The organism is Actinacidiphila sp. bgisy167 (genome assembly GCF_965342175.1).
GTDB lineage: Bacteria > Actinomycetota > Actinomycetes > Streptomycetales > Streptomycetaceae > Actinacidiphila.
In genome coordinates this window covers 24,394-42,618 of the sequence record NZ_CBDRBL010000032.1, presented here as the reverse complement: position 1 = coordinate 42,618, position 18,225 = coordinate 24,394, and the positions used below count along the sequence as shown (strand labels likewise).

General features: G+C 72.1%; 14 protein-coding genes. 9 read left to right on the top strand and 5 right to left on the bottom strand.

Translation table 11 applies throughout. From position 1 onward, the window contains the following. Positions 1-76: 76 nt before the first annotated feature. A complete protein-coding gene (locus ACRWND_RS15200; protein ID WP_431949412.1) occupies positions 77-1,096 on the bottom strand; it encodes an alpha/beta fold hydrolase in 1,020 nt (339 codons plus the stop codon). A gap of 335 nt (positions 1,097-1,431) precedes the next feature. Here ACRWND_RS15200 and ACRWND_RS15195 point away from each other — a divergent pair, with 335 nt between their 5' ends. The 7 genes from ACRWND_RS15195 to ACRWND_RS15165 all read left to right on the top strand — a co-directional run bounded on the left by ACRWND_RS15195 (position 1,432) and on the right by ACRWND_RS15165 (position 9,213). Then, positions 1,432-3,699, top strand: a complete 2,268-nt coding sequence (locus ACRWND_RS15195) for a sensor histidine kinase (protein WP_431949410.1) — start codon at positions 1,432-1,434, stop codon at positions 3,697-3,699. Then, positions 3,696-4,106, top strand: coding sequence for a roadblock/LC7 domain-containing protein (locus ACRWND_RS15190; RefSeq protein WP_431949408.1), 411 nt, complete (start codon positions 3,696-3,698; stop codon positions 4,104-4,106). The genes ACRWND_RS15195 and ACRWND_RS15190 overlap by 4 nt, the downstream gene beginning before the upstream one ends. A gap of 6 nt (positions 4,107-4,112) precedes the next feature. Continuing rightward, complete coding sequence (locus ACRWND_RS15185; protein WP_431949406.1) at positions 4,113-4,505, top strand: DUF742 domain-containing protein; 393 nt, start codon at positions 4,113-4,115, stop codon at positions 4,503-4,505. 52 nt (positions 4,506-4,557) lie between these two features. Continuing rightward, complete coding sequence (locus ACRWND_RS15180) at positions 4,558-5,037, top strand: macro domain-containing protein (RefSeq protein WP_431949404.1); 480 nt, start codon at positions 4,558-4,560, stop codon at positions 5,035-5,037. Between the two features lie 93 nt (positions 5,038-5,130). Further along, entirely contained in the window at positions 5,131-6,135 is a 1,005-nt protein-coding gene (locus tag ACRWND_RS15175) for a DUF6397 family protein (protein ID WP_431949402.1), read from the top strand. Between the two features lie 187 nt (positions 6,136-6,322). Further along, entirely contained in the window at positions 6,323-7,384 is a 1,062-nt protein-coding gene (locus ACRWND_RS15170) for an ATP-binding protein (protein ID WP_431949400.1), read from the top strand. Beyond that, positions 7,381-9,213, top strand: a complete 1,833-nt coding sequence (locus tag ACRWND_RS15165; RefSeq protein WP_431949398.1) for a vWA domain-containing protein — start codon at positions 7,381-7,383, stop codon at positions 9,211-9,213. Before ACRWND_RS15170 ends, ACRWND_RS15165 begins: the two co-directional genes overlap by 4 nt. Before the next feature lie 95 nt (positions 9,214-9,308). Here the strand turns inward: ACRWND_RS15165 and ACRWND_RS15160 are convergent, their stop codons facing one another. Continuing rightward, entirely contained in the window at positions 9,309-10,175 is an 867-nt protein-coding gene (locus ACRWND_RS15160; RefSeq protein WP_431949396.1) for an acyl-CoA thioesterase, read from the bottom strand. A 37-nt stretch (positions 10,176-10,212) separates the two neighbouring features. Then, positions 10,213-12,726, bottom strand: a complete 2,514-nt coding sequence (locus tag ACRWND_RS15155; protein ID WP_431949394.1) for a DEAD/DEAH box helicase — start codon at positions 12,724-12,726, stop codon at positions 10,213-10,215. 133 nt (positions 12,727-12,859) lie between these two features. Here ACRWND_RS15155 and ACRWND_RS15150 point away from each other — a divergent pair, with 133 nt between their 5' ends. Beyond that, on the top strand, positions 12,860-13,651 hold the full coding sequence (locus tag ACRWND_RS15150; protein WP_431949392.1) for a metal-dependent hydrolase: 792 nt from the start codon (positions 12,860-12,862) through the stop codon (positions 13,649-13,651). A 48-nt stretch (positions 13,652-13,699) separates the two neighbouring features. Here ACRWND_RS15150 and ACRWND_RS15145 read toward each other — a convergent pair whose 3' ends face one another. Together ACRWND_RS15145 and ACRWND_RS15140 are read right to left on the bottom strand one after the other, a co-directional pair. Next, positions 13,700-15,481 carry an ABC transporter ATP-binding protein gene (locus ACRWND_RS15145; protein WP_431949390.1) on the bottom strand — a complete coding sequence of 594 codons (1,782 nt, stop codon included), beginning with the start codon at positions 15,479-15,481 and terminating at the stop codon, positions 13,700-13,702. Continuing rightward, positions 15,478-17,286: an ABC transporter transmembrane domain-containing protein gene (locus ACRWND_RS15140; RefSeq protein WP_431949388.1), complete on the bottom strand. Its 1,809-nt coding sequence runs from the start codon at positions 17,284-17,286 to the stop codon at positions 15,478-15,480. Before ACRWND_RS15140 ends, ACRWND_RS15145 begins: the two co-directional genes overlap by 4 nt. Before the next feature lie 169 nt (positions 17,287-17,455). Here ACRWND_RS15140 and ACRWND_RS15135 point away from each other — a divergent pair, with 169 nt between their 5' ends. Then, positions 17,456-18,175: a hypothetical protein gene (locus tag ACRWND_RS15135; RefSeq protein WP_431949386.1), complete on the top strand. Its 720-nt coding sequence runs from the start codon at positions 17,456-17,458 to the stop codon at positions 18,173-18,175. The last annotated feature ends 50 nt before the right edge of the window (positions 18,176-18,225 follow it).

The window sequence follows — 18,225 nt, the reverse complement described above, 5'->3', positions numbered from 1 at the left end:
ACTCTCCTGCGGGAGTGGGCCACCCGGATCGCCTCGGCTCGGCCCTCCAGCACCACGTATGCGAACGGGGGCGGCCTCAGGACCCGCTGGAGGGGTGCGGCGGCTCGACCTCCCTGTAGAGCGGCACGTCCACCCTTCCGCGGCGCAGCAACCGGCGCCACAGCACAGGGTCGTACTCCTGCGGCGTGGTGGTGGCGAGGAAGTCCTCCAGCACGTCGACGAACCGCTCGGGCGCGTCATGGTGCGGGAAGTGCCCCGCGTCCTCGAAAAGTTCCAGCCGGCTGCCCGGCATCGCCGTGTGGGCCTGCAGCGCATGGCGCACCGGGATCACCCCGTCGTGCTCTCCCCACATGATGAGGGTGGGCAGTCCCGCCGTCAGATAGCTGCGGTCCATCATCGTGATGACCTGTCCCCGCGCGTCGACGCCCGCGCGCAGGGTGCGCAGGAAGGCCTGACGCGCCATGGAGCTGTCGAGCATGAGGTAACGCTCCAGTACGTAGTCGAAGTCGTGCCGGCCCAGCCCCAGCCCGCCCGCGTTCCTGAGCAGCGGCGCGAGCAGCCGCAGCGCCTTGCGCACGGGCGGTGACGTGGCCAGGGGCAGCAGCACCTCGGCCCCCGGGCCCGCGGCCAGCCGCAGCAGGGGGTGCACCTCGGGGCCGAGGCCGCCACCGCCAACGATCACCAGACGTTCGCACCGCTCCGGGAACTGGTAGGCGAACTGCATGGCGACGCCCGCCCCGAGGGAGTGCCCGACGACCGACACCCGGTCGATGTCCAGCACACCCAGCAGGTCCCGCATACCGCACGCGTAGGCCGCGACCGCGTAGTCGGCGCGAGGCCGCTGGCTGTCGCCGTGGCCCAGCAGATCGGGCGCGACGACCGTGTGGCGGCGCCCCAGCAAGGGCAGGATGTGCGACCACGTGGCCGACGAGTCGCCGAGGCCGTGGATCAGCAGCAGCGGTGGCCCGCTGCCGCCCAGCCGGAAGGCACGCCGGTAGCCGTGGATGTCCCGATGGACCAGCGGGACGTCCCGCAGAGCCCCCTCCGCCTCCGAAGCGGGACCGTGGACCCGGCGCACGACCTGTCCGCGTTCCATGCGTCTAGCGTGCGTCAGCGGGGTTTCCCCCGCAATGCCGCACCGTGTCCGCGACGCGAACGGACCCGCCGCGAAAGGCGCGGGAAAGCAGGGTACGACGCTTCGCCGTGTTCCGCTCCTGGAGGCGCGGCGCGTCTCCAGGCCCCACGACGGTGCCCTGGCCTGCCGACCCTGCTCCGTGGCTCGTCCCCCTCGCGCCTTCCCGTGCCCCCTCTCGGCACCGTTCACCGGGGAAGGCAATTGTGAGATGTCACAGTCGGCGTCACCGAGGGGGCACTCGTGGGCCAGACTGTGCCCCTCCCCATCGAGCCCATGGTCGACCGAGGACCTGACGCATGCGCCTGCGCCCCCGCACCATCCGCACGCAACTCGTGGCACTTCTCCTGGTGCCGTTGCTCTCGCTGGCGGGTCTGTGGACATACAGCACCTTCACCTCGGTGCGCGGGGCGTTCGCCCTCCTGGGGATCGCCGAGACCTATCGCTACTACGGAGCACCCGCGGACGACCTCGGCCGGGCGCTGCAAGTGGAGCGACGCCTCGCCGTCACCTATGTGGCCTCCGGTGGCGCGACCGGCGGCAGCGAGCTGAAGCAGGCCGAACGGACCACCGACCGGCTGCTCACGATCGTGCGGGAGCACGCGCGGGCACAGGCGCGGGGCACCGAACTGAACCTCGCCCAGCGGCAGCGGCTCACGGAGCTGCTCACCGCCGCCAATGACCTGGCACCTCTGCGCGAGGACGCCGGCCGGCGCGACATCGCGTGGTCGATGGCGCTCCACCGCTACTCCGCTGTGATCGATCCCATCTTCCGGCTGCTCGGATCGCTTGCCACGCTGCGAAGTGGTGAGGCCGCCCGGCAGGGCGGTCTGGTCGTCGACCTCGCACGCGCCAGGGAACTGCTGTCCCGCGAGGACGCCATGCTCACCGCCGCACAGGTCGGTCCGCCGATGACACCCGTGCAGTACCGCGAGTTCGTCGGCACCATCGACGGACGCAAACTGCTGCATGCCATCGTCGACCCGGAGTTGACCAAGGCCGCGAAGGAGAGCCTCGACGAGTTCGCGGGCGGCAGCGTCGCCTGGACGCTGGATTCCATGGAGTCCACGGCTCGTGCCGCGGAGATCGGCGACGTCGGTCTCGGCATCTCGCGTGACCGCTGGCGGCAGAACGCCGACCGGGCGCTCACCGAACTCGGCGACATCAACCTCGCCGCCGCCCGGGAGGTGGGCGAACAGGCGCATGACGACGGCATGGGCGTGCTTGTGCGGACCGGTGCGGTCAGCTGTGCCGGACTGTTCTTCGTCGTGCTGTCGCTCGTCGTCTCCCTGCTCATCGGGCGGAACATCGCCCGGCGGCTCACACTGCTGCGCAACCAGGCCCTGGAACTGTCCGGGAAGCGCCTGCCGGAGGTGCTGCGCAGGCTGCGCGCCGGCGAGGAACTCGACGCCGCCGCCGTGGCCCGGGCCGCACCCGACCTGAGCCTCGGCACCGACGAGATCGGTCAAGTCGGCCGGGCCTTCAACAACGCCCAGCGTGCCGCCGTCCAGGCGGCGGTCGACCAGGAGAGGCTGCGCCGCGGGGTCTCCGCCGTCTTCACCACCCTGGCTCGCCGCAGTCAGGTGCTGCTGCACCGGCAACTGACGCTGCTCGACGCCATGGAACGCCGCTCCGCCGACCCGGCGGATCTGGACGACCTCTTCCGCGTCGACCACATCGCCGTCCGCATGCGCCGGCACGCCGAGGGCCTGCTGATCCTTTCCGGCAACGCACCGGGCCGCGCCTGGCGTCGGCCGGTCCGTCTCGCGGAGGTGGCGCGCGCCGCTGTCGGCGAGGTCGAGCACTACCAGCGGGTCTCGGTCCGGCGCATGCCCCGGGTGGCGCTGGCCGGCCCCGCGGTCGCCGACGTGCTGCACCTGCTGGCCGAGCTGGTCGACAACGCCACCGCCTTCTCACCGCCGGACAGCAAGGTCGAGGTGCGTGGCGAGGTGGTTGCCGGTGGCTACGTCCTCGAGGTCGAGGACCGCGGCCTCGGTATGAGCGCCCAGCGGCTCGCCGAGGCGAACAACGAACTCGGCGAGGCCGGCGCCGGGACGGAGCTTCCCGAGACCGACCGACTCGGTCTGTTCACCGTCGGCCGGCTCGCCGCCCGGCAGGGCGTGCGCGTCACCCTGCGCCGCGGCCGGTTCGACGGCACGGTGGCGGTGGTGTTCATCCCGCAGTCGGTACTCGTGGACGCCTCGGGTGAGGACGTCGAGACCGGCGGACAGGTGCTCCGCCCACGAGCCCTGCCCGAACCGCCGGCACCCGGTCGCGCCGGAGCGGAGCCGCGCGCTCTGATGCCACGGCGGGGACCGACCCGCCCACGCGAGGAGGGGAGGACGGGGGCGGGGTTGCCGAAGCGGCAGCGGCAGGCCACTCTCGTAGCGCAACTGAGGGACGACGGGGTGCACCAGAGCCCCGGAGAGCCGCATGGGGGAGACGAAAGGGAACGATCTCCGGAAGAGGCGCGTTCCACCATCAGGGCGTTCGCCCGCGGCCTGGCCCGCGGCAGGGACGCCGTAGCACCGCAGGGGACAGCGGAGAACGGGGAGGACGGGGGATGACGGTGAGCAGTGGACTCACATGGCTGATGGACGATCTGACGGAGCGGGTGCCGCACGTCAGGCACGCGCTGGTGCTGTCCACCGACGGTCTGGTGACCGGGGCGAGCACCAGTCTGGACCGTGCCACGGCCGAGCACCTGGCCGCCGTGTCGTCCGGGTTCCACAGCCTCGCCAAGGGCACGGGGCGGCACTTCGACGCGGGCGGCGTACGCCAGACGATGGTCGAGTTCGACGACGGCTTCCTGTTCGTCACGGCGGCGGGCGAGGGCAGTTGCCTCTCGGTGCTCAGTGGGGTGCAGGCCGACGTCGGGCAGATCGCCTATGAGATGACCCTGATGGTCCACCGGGTCGGTGAACACCTCGGTGTCATGCCGCGCCGGCACGACGCGGCGGCACCGGGGGAGTGATGATGCATGAACCCGAGCCCGCCGGGAGACGAGGGCGCGCTCTGGTATGACGACGAGGCCGGTCCCATGGTGCGCGCGTACACCATCACCGGTGGTCGTACCCGGCCGGACTCCGAAGGAGACGTCGATCTGATCGCCGTCATGGTCCCGACCGTCGGCGCGGTCCTGGGCGACGACCTCGACGAGGAGCACCTGGCCCTGCTGGACCTGTGCAGGGACGGCCCGCTGACCGTGGCCGAACTGGCCGCGGAGGCCGACCTCGCGCTCGGCGTCGTCCGTGTCCTGCTCGGGGATCTCCTCAGGGGCGGCCATCTGCGGGCCGTCCGGCCCGTGCCGCCGGCGGAACTACCGGACGTGGGGCTGCTCAAGGACGTCATCAACGGCCTGCGCGCCCTGTGAACCGGCCGGTCGCCCCGGCGGCGTTGTCGGACCCCGGACGTACGGTGAGCTCATGGAGGGGATCGCATACGTCCGGGGGGACGCCACCACACCGCAGGGCGAAGGCGTCAAGCTGATCGTCCACGTCTGCAACGACGCGGGCCGTTGGGGCAAGGGCTTTGTCGTCGCCGTCTCCCGGCGATGGCCCGGACCCGAGGCCGCGTACCGGCGGTGGCACCGTGAACGCGCTGTCAACGACTTCGCCTTGGGCGCCGTTCAGTTCGTCCAGGTCGGCGAGAGCACATGGGTCGCCAACCTCGTGGGGCAGCGCGGCATCCGCAGGGGCGGTACAGATGTGCCCGTCCGATACGAGGCCATCGACGCCGGGCTCGCCGTGGTGGCGCTGAAGGCGGCCGAGCTCGGTGCGTCCGTGCACATGCCGCGCATCGGCTGCGGACTGGCGGGTGGCGTCTGGGAGCGGGTCGAGCCGTTGATCGAGGAGCGGCTCGTGCGCGGCGGGATCGCCGTCACCGTGTACGAGTACGCGGTGTGACCGGAGTTATCCACAGGCCTCGTCGAGGGCGCCGCGAGGACCTATCGTCGTGACTGTCAGTAGTCATTCGCTACGGAGGTCAGGGGGAGTCGCATGGCTGTGAAGGAGGCTGCCGTCCGCGAGGCGCTCGGCATGCAGCGTGCCCGGGAGGAACTGTGCCTGCAGGCCGATGAGTTCGAGGTGGCACTGCAGATCGGCGAGGTGCGCACCGCGCCGGCCGTCGGCGGACGCCGGCGTGTCGTGCGCGAGGACGTCGACCGGTTGCGGGGGGAGGAGGGCTTTCCCGACGGTCTGCGCGCGCGGCTGGCCCTGGTGGGCGGCATCGAGGCCGCGGCGATGATCGGGATCAGCCGGGAGCGCTTCACCCGGCTCGCCAAGTCCGGCTTCCTCCGCCCCGTCCGCTGGTACGTCAACCGCTACCGCGCCGTGGTCTGGCTCTACCTCGCCGAGGACGTGCGGCGGTTCGCCCGGGAGCATCCGGCGCTGTTGGAGGGCCGGCTCCCCGCCGAGTTGCGCGAGGCCCTCGACGGGGGTGAGGACCAGCGCGCCCGCGGCTGGCGGAGCCGACGCGTCGAGGAACTCGTGCGGGACGCCGAGGACGCCTGGGCAGAGGCCGCCGCCTGGGCCGCACTGCTGGGCCCGCGAGCGGCCGCCGAAGCGGTTTCGGACGTCCGCGAACGGGCCTGCCTGCGCGGGCTGTGTCCGGCGCTCCCCGCGGGGAGCACGGGCCCCTACGCGTCGCGTGAGCTGATCGAGGCCCAGGTCGTCGCGTGCGACCCCGACGAGATCGCCTTCGCCCATGTCTCGCTCGCTGACGCACTGATCAGGGCACGCGCCATCCGTCCAGCCCCGCGACCCGAGCGCGGTGCGCCGGCGGCCGCCCCGGTCGCCGTGGACATTCCGCCGCCCGCCATGGCCCCGCCGCCACCTTCCTCCCCGCTACTCGCCCTGCCGCCGACGTCACCGCCAACAGCGCCGCTCGGCCGCTGGAAGCGCCTTCTCGGCCTGCGTCGACCAGGTCCGGTGCCACATGACACGTCGACAGGCGGTGACGACGACGTCGCGCCCGACCGGAGTCGCGGCAGCGGCGGCGCGTGAGGCCGACGATCTTGTCCTCCGGGGGGCCGGTGGGGAGATGCCGACGGGCTTTCTCCCCGCGCCGATCGTCGACGGGCGTGCGCGCGAGCTACCAGGTGCGGCGGGTCGGCGGCAGGGTGAGACCATGGACCGGCCGTCATCTGCAGGGTGCCCGCCCGCCATTGTCCCGATCCCGAGGAGCCCGAACTTGCAGGGTGTTGTCACCGTCTCCCCTTCCCAAGTGCCCGAGCTGCTGCTCAACCTGGCCACCGTCCGCCCGGTCTTTCTCTGGGGCGCACCCGGCATCGGAAAATCCTCCCTGGTCAGGCAGTTCGCCGACTCCCTGGGACTGGACTGCGTGAGTCTCGTCGGCACTCAACTGGCTCCGGAGGACCTCATCGGCGTACCGCAGATCGTCGAGGGTCGGTCCCGCTTCTGCCCGCCGGAGACGATCGCCCGCGACGAGCCCTACTGCCTCTTCCTGGACGAGCTGAACGCGGCCACCCCCGATGTGCAGAAGGCCTTCTACTCGCTGATCCTCGACCGCCGCATCGGCTCGTACGAGCTGCCTCCCGGCAGCATCGTCATCGGTGCGGGGAACCGCGCCACCGACAACGCGTTGGCACGACCCATGGCTTCCGCCTTGGTCAACCGGCTGGCGCATGTCCATCTGCGGGCCTCTGCCGAGGACTGGCTGATCTGGGCTGCGGGCGCGGGGATCCATCCGTGGATCATCGACCACCTCACCGACCGGCCGGACCACCTGTGGTCCGCGCCGCCCAAGACGGAGGAGTCGTTCTCCACGCCACGCGCCTGGCACATGCTCTCCGACGCGCTGCACTCCTTCGGACCAGCTCTGGACGAGGGGACGCTGAAGGTGCTGGCGTACGGCACGCTCAGCCCGGCGCACGCCACAGCCTTCTGCGGCTATGTCAAGATCGTCCGGCACGCGTACGGCCTCGACGCCATCCTCAAGGGCGACGCTTCGTGGCCGCGCCGCATCGAGGACCGCGACCTGCTCTACTACCTCGCCGACTCCTTCCGCGGTCGTCTGATCAAGGAGTTGCCGGCGCAGCGCGAGCGCGCGCCGCAGGCCGTACGGCAGATGGCCTACCGGGCCAAGTCGCTGCTGGTGCAGTTGGCCGAGATATCCGTCGAGGTGGCACAGACCGTGATAGCCGACGGCGAAGACGGCAACCCGGTGCTGCCCTCCTGGTTCCTCCTCGAGGCCGCCCGTGACATGCCCCGGCTGGTCGAGGCCCGCCGGTGAGCGGCTCGCACGGTGCCAGGTCCCGGGAGCGGTCGGCATCCCGCAAGGACCCCGCGGCCGAGGCGTTCGCCGCGGGGGTGGAGCTGCTGCGCCACAACACAGCCCTCGCCCCGCTCGTCACCGTCGACGGCCGCCTGTGCCGGAGCAAGGAGTGCGCGGAGCACCCCGGCGACGGCTGGGCCGCGGTGACCTCCAACGGCGTCGTGCACGTCGACCCCCTGCGCCGCGCCGAGCCGGAGGAGTGGGCCTGGGTGCTCGCGCACAGTCTCCTGCACCTCGGTCTCGGGCACGTGCCGGCCGCCCGGGGCGAGCGGCACCAGCCCGACCGGTTCGAGCTGGCCGCCCGCTGCACGGTGGTCAACCGTTTCCTGGAGACCTTCTCCGTGGGCCGGGCACCCGTCCCGCTGCCCGAGCTCTTCCCGGACGGCGACGAGGAGCAGCTCGCCGCACGCTGGCGCCGCGACGGCATCCCGGCCGAGTTCGCGTCGGGCGGCACCGCGGGCGCGGAGCCGGACCAGGTGCTCCGGCCCTGGATCGGTTACTGGCGCGAACCGGAGGACTGGACCGTCGCTTTCGTCGCCGCCCTGACCAGGACGATGTCGGCGGCTCTGGACGTCGCCGGAGGCCGGCGCGAGGAGCTTACCGGGGACAGACGCCCGCTGCGTCCGTGGGAGCGCGCCCTGAGCTGGTTCGTCTCCTCCTTCCCGCTGCTCGGTGGCATCGCCGCCGGGATGACCTTGGTCGCCGACGCCGAACTCGCCCGTGCCCAGCGGATCTTGGTGGCGGCGGTCAACGCCGAGGCGGGGGAGATCTACCTCAATCCCCTGTGCCGGTACACCGACGAGGAATGGCGGTTCGTCCTCGCCCACGAGATGCTGCACGCCGCGCTGCGCCACGGTGAGCGCCTGGGCGGCCGGGATCCCTACCTGTTCAACGTCGCAGCCGATTACGTGGTCAACGGCTGGCTGCTGGAGATGGGTGTCGGGCAGATGCCCGAGGGCCTGCTGCACGACCCGGCCCTGGCCGGGCTGTCGAGCGAGGAGGTCTATGACCGCATCGCCGGGGACCAGCGGCGGTTGCGGCGGTTGGCCACACTGCGCGGCAAGGGCCTCGGCGACATCCTGGGCGAGCCGCTGCCCCGACCCGGGGAGAGCGCGCCCGCGTGGGTGGACCTGGACGAGTTCTACCGGCGCGGTCTGCTCCAGGGCTTCGAGATGCACCGGCGCGAACGGGGGCTCCTGCCGGGCGGCCTCGTCGAGGAGATCCGCGCGCTCTCCCAGCCGCCGCTGCCCTGGGACGCGAGGCTGGCCCGCTGGTTCGACGAGTACGTGCCCCGCCCCGAGGCCGTACGCAGCTTCGCCCGTCCTTCCCGGCGGCAGGCGTCCACGCCGGACATCCCCCGTGCCGGCCGCAGCCACCCGCCGCAGGAAGTGGCCCGCTGCACCTTCGGTGTGGTCCTGGACACCTCCGCATCCATGGACCGGACGCTGCTGGGCAAGGCGCTCGGCGCCATCGCGTCCTACGCCACCGCCCGCGATGTGACCGCCGCCCGCGTGGTGTTCTGCGACGTCGCCCCCTTCGACGCGGGCTACCTGCCGGTGACCGAGATCGCTGACCGCGTGCGGGTCAGGGGCCGCGGCGGCACCGTGCTGCAGCCGGGTGTCGACCTCCTCCTCCGCGCCCCCGACTTCCCTCCGACGGCACCGATCCTGCTGATCACCGACGGTGAATGCGACGTCCTGCGGATCCGTCGCACCCACGCCTTCCTGATCCGCCACGACGGCCGCCTTCCCTTCACACCCAAGGGCCCGGTCTTCCGCATGAGCTGAGCCGGGGCGCGCGGCCTGGGAACGCCCGCCTCGGGCACCGGCCTCGGGCCGACCCTGGCGCCGGCGGGGAGGGCCGGACTCGTGAGACGGGACGCTCAGCCGCCGTGCTTGCGGAACAGCCCCTCCTGGACGACGGAGACCAGCAGCCGGCCCTCGCGGTCGTAGATGCGCCCGCGGGCCAGTCCACGCGCCCCGGTCGCGACGGGGGACTCCTGGTCGTAGAGGAACCACTCGTCGGTGCGGAACGGCCGGTGGAACCACATGGCGTGGTCCAGCGAGGCCATGTCGAAACCGCGCGGCCCCCACAGGGGCTCGACCGGCACGCGCACCGCGTCGAGCAGCATCATGTCGCTGGCGTACGTCAGGGCGCAGGTGTGCACCAGGGGATCGTCCCCGAGCGGGCCCACCGCGCGCATCCAGACGGCGCTGCGCGGCTCGGCGCCCTCGATCTCCTCGGCGGTCCAGCGCAGCCGGTCCACGTAGCGGATGTCGAACGGCTGCCGTCGCGCCATCCGCTCCAACTGCTCTGGCAGGTCGCCGAGGTGCTCGCGGAGCTCGTCGCCCAGCTTCGGCAGGCTCTCCGGTGCCGGCACCCCGCGCATCGGCAACTGGTGCTCGAACCCTGGCTCCGGCGCGTGGAAGGAGGCGGTCAGATGGAAGATCGTCCGTCCCTGCTGCACCGCGACCACGCGCCGCGTGGTGAAGGAGCGGCCGTCGCGGATCCGCTCCACCTGGTACACGATCGGCACTCCGGGGCGCCCCGGCCGCAGGAAGTACGCGTGCAGGGAGTGCACCGGACGGCTGCCGTCCGTGGTGCGGCCGGCCGCGACCAGGGCCTGGCCCGCCACCTGGCCGCCGAACACCCGCTGGAGGCGTTCCTGAGGGCTTCTCCCGCGGAAGATGTCCTCCTCGATCCGCTCCAGATCGAGGAGGTCCACCAGCCGCTCGGCGGGGTTGGTCACCGGTCGCGTCCCTTCCGCCGGGCCGCCGCTCCCTCGGTCACAGCGCCCCCACAGCGGTCACCTTGACCACCGCGCGGCCCTCCTCGTCGGAGGCGGTGAGGTCGATCTCGGCGGAGATGCCCCAGTCGTGGTCGCCCTCGGGGTCCGCGAAGGTCTGCCGGACCTTCCACAGCCCCTCGTCGGGACGCTCCTCGATCTGCAGGAGCTTCGGCCCGCGTGCGTCGGGGCCGGTGCCCAGGTCCTGGTACTCGTCCCAGTAGGCGTCCATCGCCTCGGCCCACGCGTCCGCGTCCCAGCCGGACGAGGCGTCCATCTCGCCGAGTTCACCGAACCGCTCCAGCGCGGCCAGCTCGACCCGGCGGAACATGGCGTTGCGCACCAGGACCCGGAAGGCACGGGCGTTGGCCGTGACGGGCTTGACCTGGTCGGCGCGCTCCTGGGCCTCCTCGGCCGTCAGCTCCGCGGGGTTGGCGAGCTGTTCCCACTCGTCGAGCAGACTGGAGTCCACCTGGCGGACCAGCTCGCCGAGCCAGGCGATGAGGTCCTGCAGGTCCTCCGACTTCAGGTCGTCCGGGACGGTGTGCTCCAGGGCCTTGTACGCGCCCGCCAGGTAGCGCAGCACGATGCCCTCGGTCCTGGCCAGTTCGTAGTGGGAGACGAACTCGGAGAAGGTCATCGCCCGTTCGTACATGTCGCGCACGACCGACTTGGGCGACAGCGGGTGGTCGCCGACCCACGGATGGCTCTTGCGGTACACGCCGTAGGCGTGCGACAGCACCTCCTCCAGCGGCTTGGGGTACGAGATGTCCTGCAGCCGCTCCATCCGCTCCTCGTACTCGACCCCGTCGGCCTTCATCGCCGCGACGGCCTCGCCGCGGGCCTTGTTCTCCTGGGCAGCGAGGATCTGCCGCGGATCGTCGAGGGTCGACTCGATCACCGACAGCATGTCCAGCGCATAGGAGGGGGACTCCGGGTCCAGCAGTTCGAACGCGGCCAGTGCGAAGGTGGACAGCGGCTGGTTGAGCGCGAAGTCCTGCTGCAGATCCACCGTCAGCCGGACGATGCGCCCCTCCTCGTCGGGCTCGTCCAGCCGCTCCACGACCCCGCCCGCGAGCAGCGAGCGGTAGATCGCGATGGCCCGGCGGATGTGCCGCAGCTGGGACCTGCGGTCCTCGTGGTTGTCCTCCAGCAGCCGCCGCATCGCGTCGAAGGCGTTGCCGGGGCGCGCGATGACCGACAGCAGCATGGCGTGGGTCACGCGGAACCGGGAGGTGAGCGGTTCGGGGTCGGAGGCGATCAGTTTCTCGAAGGTGTTCTCCGTCCACCCGACGAAGCCCTCGGGCGCCTTCTTGCGCACCACCTTGCGGCGCTTCTTCGGGTCGTCGCCGGCCTTCGCGAGGGCCTTCTCGTTCTCGATCACGTGCTCGGGCGCCTGGGCCACCACGAAACCGGAGGTGTCGAATCCGGCGCGCCCGGCGCGGCCCGCGATCTGATGGAACTCACGGGAGCGCAACACCCGGACACGGCTGCCGTCGTACTTGGTCAGGGCGGTGAAGAGCACGGTGCGGATCGGCACGTTGACGCCGACACCCAGGGTGTCCGTGCCGCAGATGACCTTCAGCAGTCCGGCCTGTGCCAGCTTCTCCACCAGGCGCCGGTACTTGGGCAGCATGCCGGCGTGGTGCACCCCGATGCCGTGCCGGACGTAACGGGACAGGTTGCGGCCGAACTTCGTGGTGAAGCGGAAGTTCCCGATGAGCTCCGCGATGGCGTCCTTCTCGGCGCGCGTGCACATGTTGATGCTCATCAGCGCCTGCGCCCGCTCCACGGCCGCCGCCTGCGTGAAGTGCACGATGTAGACCGGGGCCTGGCGCGTCTCCAGCAGCTCGGTCAGCGTCTCGGTGAGCGGGGTGAGCCGGTACTCGTACGACAGCGGTACCGGCCGCGTCGCCGAGCGCACGACGGCCGTGGGACGGCCGGTGCGGCGCGTGAGGTCCTTCTCGAAGCGCGTGACGTCGCCGAGCGTCGCCGACATGAGCAGGAACTGGGCCTGGGGAAGCTCCAGCAGGGGGATCTGCCACGCCCAGCCGCGGTCGGGCTCGGCGTAGAAGTGGAACTCGTCCATGACGACCTGGCCGATGTCCGCGTCCTTGCCGTCGCGCAGCGCTATCGACGCCAGCACCTCAGCCGTGCAGCAGATGACGGGCGCGTCCGGGTTGACGGAGGCGTCACCGGTCAGCATGCCGACGTTCTCGGTACCGAAGAGCTTGCACAGGTCGAAGAACTTCTCCGACACCAGCGCCTTGATCGGGGCGGTGTAGAAGGTGACCTCGTCACGGGCGAGAGCGGCGAAGTGCGCACCGGCCGCGACAAGGCTCTTCCCCGAGCCGGTGGGCGTCGACAGGATGACGTTCGCCCCCGACACCACCTCGATCAGCGCCTCCTCCTGGGCGGGGTAGAGGGAGATGCCGCGGCCCTCCGCCCAGGACGAGAAGGCCTCGAAGAGGGCGTCGGGATCGGGCTCGGCAGGCAGCTGGTCGATGAGGGTCACCCCACCATCTTGCCTGCCTCCCGGGCCAGGGGGTGAACCGGCGGGCCTCACGAAGATCGACCAACGGTATGGTGTGCCGTCGACTGGGCGTCAAGTCCGCTGCAAGAGCGGTCGAAAGGGCGGGATACACACCATGATGGGACCGGCACATTCCATCTCCGGAGCGGCGGCGTGGCTGTCGCTGGGAGCGATCTCCGCGGGACTCGGTCATCCGATGCCCTGGCCGACGATCGTGGTCGGGGCGCTGATCTGCGCCGGCGCGGCTCTCGCCCCCGACCTCGACCACAAGGCCGCGACGATTTCGCGCGCCTTCGGCCCCATATCGCGCGGGCTGTGCGAGATCATCGACAAGCTGTCGTTCGCCGCCTACAAGAGGACCCGCAAGCCCGGCGACCCCGTGCGCCAGGGCGGGCACCGCACCCTCACCCACACATGGCTGTGGGCGGTCCTGATGGGCGCGGCCGCCTCCGGGGTGGCTTTGGTGGGCGGCCGGTGGGCGGTGCTCGTCATCCTCTTCGTACATGCCGTCCTGGCCGTCGAGGGGCTGCTGTGGCGGCAGGCCAGGGTCTCCAGCGACGTCCTGGTGTGGCTGCTCGGCGCGACCAGCGCCTGGGTGCTGGCGGACGCCCTGGACAGCACCGCAAGCGGCAAGGGCTGGCTGTTCACCCAGCCCGACCAGCAGTACCTGTGGATCGGCATCCCCATCGTGCTGGGATCCATCGTGCACTGCCTCGGCGACGCCCTGACCATGTCCGGCTGCCCGGTGCTGTGGCCCATCCCGATCGGGCGCAGGCGCTGGTACCCGATCGGCACGCCCAAGCCCATGCGCTTCCGCGCCGGCAGCAAGGTCGAGGTCAAGGTGCTGACCCCGATCTTCTTCGCGATCGGCGGTGTGGGCGCGGCAGGAGCGCTGTTGTTCGGCTGAGCGCCCCCACCTTCGCGCCACCGCGACGCGGCGTTGTGCCGGTCCGCACTACCCGTGCCAGGACCGCCACAGCGCCGCGTACGCGCCTTCGGCCTCCACCAGCTGGTGGTGACTGCCCAACTCGCTGATGCGGCCGTCCTCGACCACCGCGATCAGGTCCGCGTCGTGCGCGGTGTGCAGCCGGTGCGCGATCGCCACCACGGTCCTGCCGTCCAGCACGCGAGCCAGCGACCGCTCCAGATGACGCGCCGCGCGGGGGTCCAGCAGCGAGGTGGCCTCGTCCAGCACCAGGGTGTGCGGGTCGGCGAGGACCAGTCGTGCCAGCGCCACCTGCTGGGCCTGGGCCGGGGTCAGCGCGGTGCCGCCGGAGCCGACCTCGGTGTCCAGGCCCTCCGCGAGCGCCCGTGCCCAGCCGTCGGCGTCCACCGCGGTCAGCGCCGCCCACAGCTCCTCGTCGCCGGCCTGCGCGCGGGCGAGCAGCAGGTTGTCCCTGAGGCTGCCGACGAAGACATGGTGTTCCTGGTTGACCAGGGCCACGTGCTCGCGCACCCGTTCCGCCGGCATCCGGGCGAGCTCGGCGCCGCCCAGGGTGACCTCGCCGGCCCGGGGGCTGTAGATGCCGGCCAGCAGCCGTCCCAGCGTCGACTTGCCCGCCCCGGACGGGCCGACGAGGGCCAGCCGGGTCCCGGGTCGGACCCGCAGGCTCACCCCGTGCAGCACGTCGCTGCCGGCCCGGTATCCGAAGCGCACCTCGTCGGCGTGAACGTCGCGGCCGTCGGGCGCGACCCGCTCGTCCGCGGCGCCCGGTTCGACCTCCCGGACGCCGACCAGCCGGGCCAGCGACACCTGCGCCACCTGGAGCTCGTCGTACCAGCGCAGGATCAGGTTGATCGGGTCGACCAGCATCTGCGCGTACAGCGCGCCCGTCGTCAGCTCGCCCACCGACACCATGCCGTGCAGCACCAACGCGCCGCCGATCATCAAGACCGACGCGAGGATGAGCGTGTACGTCACATTGATCACGGGGAAGAGCACGCTGCGCAGCCACAGCGTGTAGCGCTCCCACGCCACCCACTGGCGGATGCGGGTGCGTGACAGCTCCTCGCGGCGGTCGCCGAGCCGGTGCGCCTCGATGGTGCGCCCGGCGTCCACCGACTCCGCGAGGACCGCCGAGACGGCGGCGTAGCCGGCCGCCTCGGAGCGGTACGCACGCGGCGCGCGCCGGAAGTACCAGCGGCACCCGACGAGCAGCACCGGCACGGCCACCAGCACCGCCAGCGCCAGCGGAGGCGAGGTGGCCGTCAGCGCGCCGAGCAGCAGGCCGCTCCACACCACGGCGACCGCCAGCTGCGGCACGGCCTCCCGCATGGCGTTGGACAGCCGGTCGATGTCGGTGGTGATACGGGAGAGCAGGTCGCCGGTGCCCGCCCGTTCCAGGACGCCGGGGGGCAGGCCCACGGACCGTACGAGGAAGTCCTCACGCAGGTCGGCGAGCATCAGCTCGCCGAGGACCGCGCCGCGCAGCCGCACCTCGCGGACGAACACGGTCTGCACGGCGAGCGCCGCGGCGAACAGCGCAATGGTGCGTCCGATGTGCAGGTCGCGCTCGCCCGACGCCAGGTCCTCGACGAGACCGCCCAGCAGGTAGGGGCCGACCATGGAGGCGACGACGGCTACGGCGTTCACCGTGACGAGCAGCGCGAACGCTCCCCGGTGCCGCCGGGCCAGTTCGCCGACGTAACGGCGCACCGTGGCGGGCGAGCCGACCGGCAGGGTCGTCGCCTGCCGTGGCGCTGCCGGGTCGTACTCCGGAGGTTTCACGCCGATCATGCGGTTTCCTCGGCTTTCTCGAGTCGCGTTGCCTTCCCTGAGGGCTCCTCCTGCTCGCTGTCGCGGGTGACGACGGCGCGGTAGCCGACGTCGGAGCGCAGCAGCTCACGGTGGGTGCCGCAGGCCCGCACCGCGCCGTCGTCGACGAACACCACGCGGTCCGCTAGGTCGAGCAGCAACGGGCTCGAGGTGAGGACCACCGTCGTCCGGTCGGCGCGCAGCGCCTTGAGACCGCGGGCGATCCGGGCCTCGGTGTGCGTGTCGACGGCGCTGGTCGGCTCGTCCAGCACCAGGACCTCCGGGTCGGCGACGAGCGAGCGGGCCAGCGCGAGCCGCTGCCGCTGGCCGCCCGACAGGGAGCGCCCCCGCTCGGTGATCCGGGTGCGCATCGGGTCCCCGGAGGCGTCCACCGAGGCCTGTGCCAGCGCCTCGAGCACGTCGCCGCACTGTGCCGCCTCGAGGGCCTCGGCCGCGCCGACCCGACCGGAGGCGGGGACGTCCAGCAGCGCGGACAGCGTGCCGGACAGCAGCACAGGGTCCTTGTCCTGCACCAGTACGGCCGCGCGTGCCGACGCCAGCGGCAGGTCGTCCAGCGCCTTCCCGCCGAGCAGCACCGACGGGGCGTCGCCCGTTGCGGTGGGGCTGTGCCCGCCCAGGCGGTCGGCGAGCGCGCCCGCCGCGTCCGGGTCTCCGCACACCACGGCGGTCAGCTCTCCGGCCGGGGCGAGCAGCCCTGACAGCGGGTCGTAGAGGTCGCCGGCCGGCAGCGGGCCCGCGTGCCCTCTGCTCCCGCGGTCGGCGCCATCGGTGTCCCGCCGCAGGGAGAGCACGGCGGCGGCACGTGCGGCGGACGGACGGGAGAAGGAGTACGCCATCGCGATCTCCTCGAAGCCCCGCAGCGGGAACAGCAGGAAGACCACCGTCCCGTAGACGGTGACCAGCTCCCCGACCGCGATCCGTCCCTCCAGCGCCAGCCGCGCGCCGTACCAGGTCACCGCGAGCAGCAGCAGCCCGGGCAGGGCCACCTGCACGGCGTTGATCAGCGCCCACATCCGGGCGCTGCGGACGGCGGCGCCGCGCACCTCCTGGGAGGCCCGCCGGTAGCGGGACAGGAACTGCTCCTCGCCGCCGATGCCGCGCAGCACGCGCAGACCGGCCACGGTGTCGGAGGCGAGTTCGGTGGCCTTGCCCGCCTTGGCGCGCTGCTCGTCGGCGCGCCGTGTCGCGTGCGGCAGCAACGGCAGCACCGCCAGCGCCAGCACGGGGATGCCCGCGGCGACGATCAGCCCCAGCTCGGGCCGATAGACCAGCAGCGCCACGGTGACGCCGACGGTCGCGAGCAGGGAGCAGGCGAAGCGGGCCAGCGCCTCGACGAACCAGCCGATCTTCTCGACGTCGCCGGTGCTGACCGCGACGACCTCGCCCGCCGCCACCCGCCGGGTGAGCAGCGCGCCCAACTCCAGGGTCTTGCGCGACAGCAGGAGCTGTACCCGGGCGGCAGCGGTGATCCAGTTGGTGACGGCGCTGCGGTGCAGCATGGTGTCGCCCGCGGCGGCCACCAGGCCCAGGGCGAGGATCATGCCGCCCGCGAGCGCGAGCCGGCCGCCGGAGCCGTCGACGACGGCCTGTACGGCGATGCCGACGGCGGCCGGGAAGCAGGCCACGGCCGCCATGTGGAGGGTGCCCCACAGTGTGGCCTTGATCTGGCCGCCGAGCTGGCGCTGTTCCAGCCAGAGCAGCAATCGGAAGCCTGAGCGGGTGTCGGGGACACCCGGGTCGGCGTGGGGGAGAGCGCTGAGCGACATGACGTCCCGACATCGGTGCAGGGGGTGGGAGCGGACGTGCCAGCGTCCCGTCACCGGCGTGACGAATTCAACCCGTTTTTCCGTGGCCCGGAACGGGCCTTGGCTCGCGGCCGTCGTCACCGGAGAGTGCGAGGATGGACTGCGACGGCCCGGTGGAGGGGCGGTTCGCATGAAGCGTGGGGCGGGGACGGCGGTCGTCGCGGCGACAGTGGTGCTGCTCGCGGGCTGTGCCGGGGGCGCGGAGGCGCCGCGGGGCACGGCGGATCACCCGGTGAAGAAGCCGGCACGCTCCACCCGGGCGGCCCCCACACGGGAGATTCCGGGTGTCGGTCCCGCGCTGCGGTCCCGCATCCCCGCCGACGCAGGGCAGGTGGTCGCGGTGTACGGGGACAGCATGCGTTCCGCGGAGTCGACCATCGTGCTGTACACCCGCGAGGGCGACGTGTGGAAGCGGGAGCGCTCGTGGCCGGGGCACAACGGCAAGCGCGGGTGGACGACCGATCACCATGAGGGCGACCGGAAGAGCCCCGTGGGGGTCTTCACGCTGACGGACGCGGGCGGCGTGCTGGCCGACCCGGGGTCGCGGCTGCCGTACCACCGCTCCTCCGCCTTCGCCGCGCCGCGTTGGTGGCCGCGGTCGCACTGGCACGACTTCGACCTCGTCATCGCCGTCGACTACAACCGGGTCAAGGGCACGTCCCCCCTGGACCCGACCCGCCCCGAGGGCCAGTCCAAGGGCGGTGGCATCTGGCTGCACATGGACCACGGCAGCGGCACGTCCGCCTGCGTCAGCCAGTCCGAGTCCGCCATGGAGTACCTGCTGCGCACACTCGACCCGGCACTTCACCCGATCGTGGTGATGGGTGACCGTGCGCACCTGGCTGCCTGACGAGGGTTCCGGAAATCCTCGCGGCAGGGTCCACAGCACTGTCGCCCGGG

Bases quoted from the DNA above. Each gene is read 5' to 3' on its own strand.
- ACRWND_RS15200 (WP_431949412.1), bottom strand. From the start codon at position 1,096: ATGGAACGCGGACAGGTCGTGCGCCGGGTCCACGGTCCCGCTTCGGAG.
- ACRWND_RS15185 (WP_431949406.1), top strand. From the start codon at position 4,113: ATGAACCCGAGCCCGCCGGGAGACGAGGGCGCGCTCTGGTATGACGAC.
- ACRWND_RS15190 (WP_431949408.1), top strand. From the start codon at position 3,696: ATGACGGTGAGCAGTGGACTCACATGGCTGATGGACGATCTGACGGAG.
- ACRWND_RS15140 (WP_431949388.1), bottom strand. From the start codon at position 17,286: ATGTCGCTCAGCGCTCTCCCCCACGCCGACCCGGGTGTCCCCGACACC.
- ACRWND_RS15135 (WP_431949386.1), top strand. From the start codon at position 17,456: ATGAAGCGTGGGGCGGGGACGGCGGTCGTCGCGGCGACAGTGGTGCTG.
- ACRWND_RS15150 (WP_431949392.1), top strand. From the start codon at position 12,860: ATGATGGGACCGGCACATTCCATCTCCGGAGCGGCGGCGTGGCTGTCG.
- ACRWND_RS15195 (WP_431949410.1), top strand. From the start codon at position 1,432: ATGCGCCTGCGCCCCCGCACCATCCGCACGCAACTCGTGGCACTTCTC.
- ACRWND_RS15180 (WP_431949404.1), top strand. From the start codon at position 4,558: ATGGAGGGGATCGCATACGTCCGGGGGGACGCCACCACACCGCAGGGC.
- ACRWND_RS15175 (WP_431949402.1), top strand. From the start codon at position 5,131: ATGGCTGTGAAGGAGGCTGCCGTCCGCGAGGCGCTCGGCATGCAGCGT.
- ACRWND_RS15145 (WP_431949390.1), bottom strand. From the start codon at position 15,481: ATGATCGGCGTGAAACCTCCGGAGTACGACCCGGCAGCGCCACGGCAG.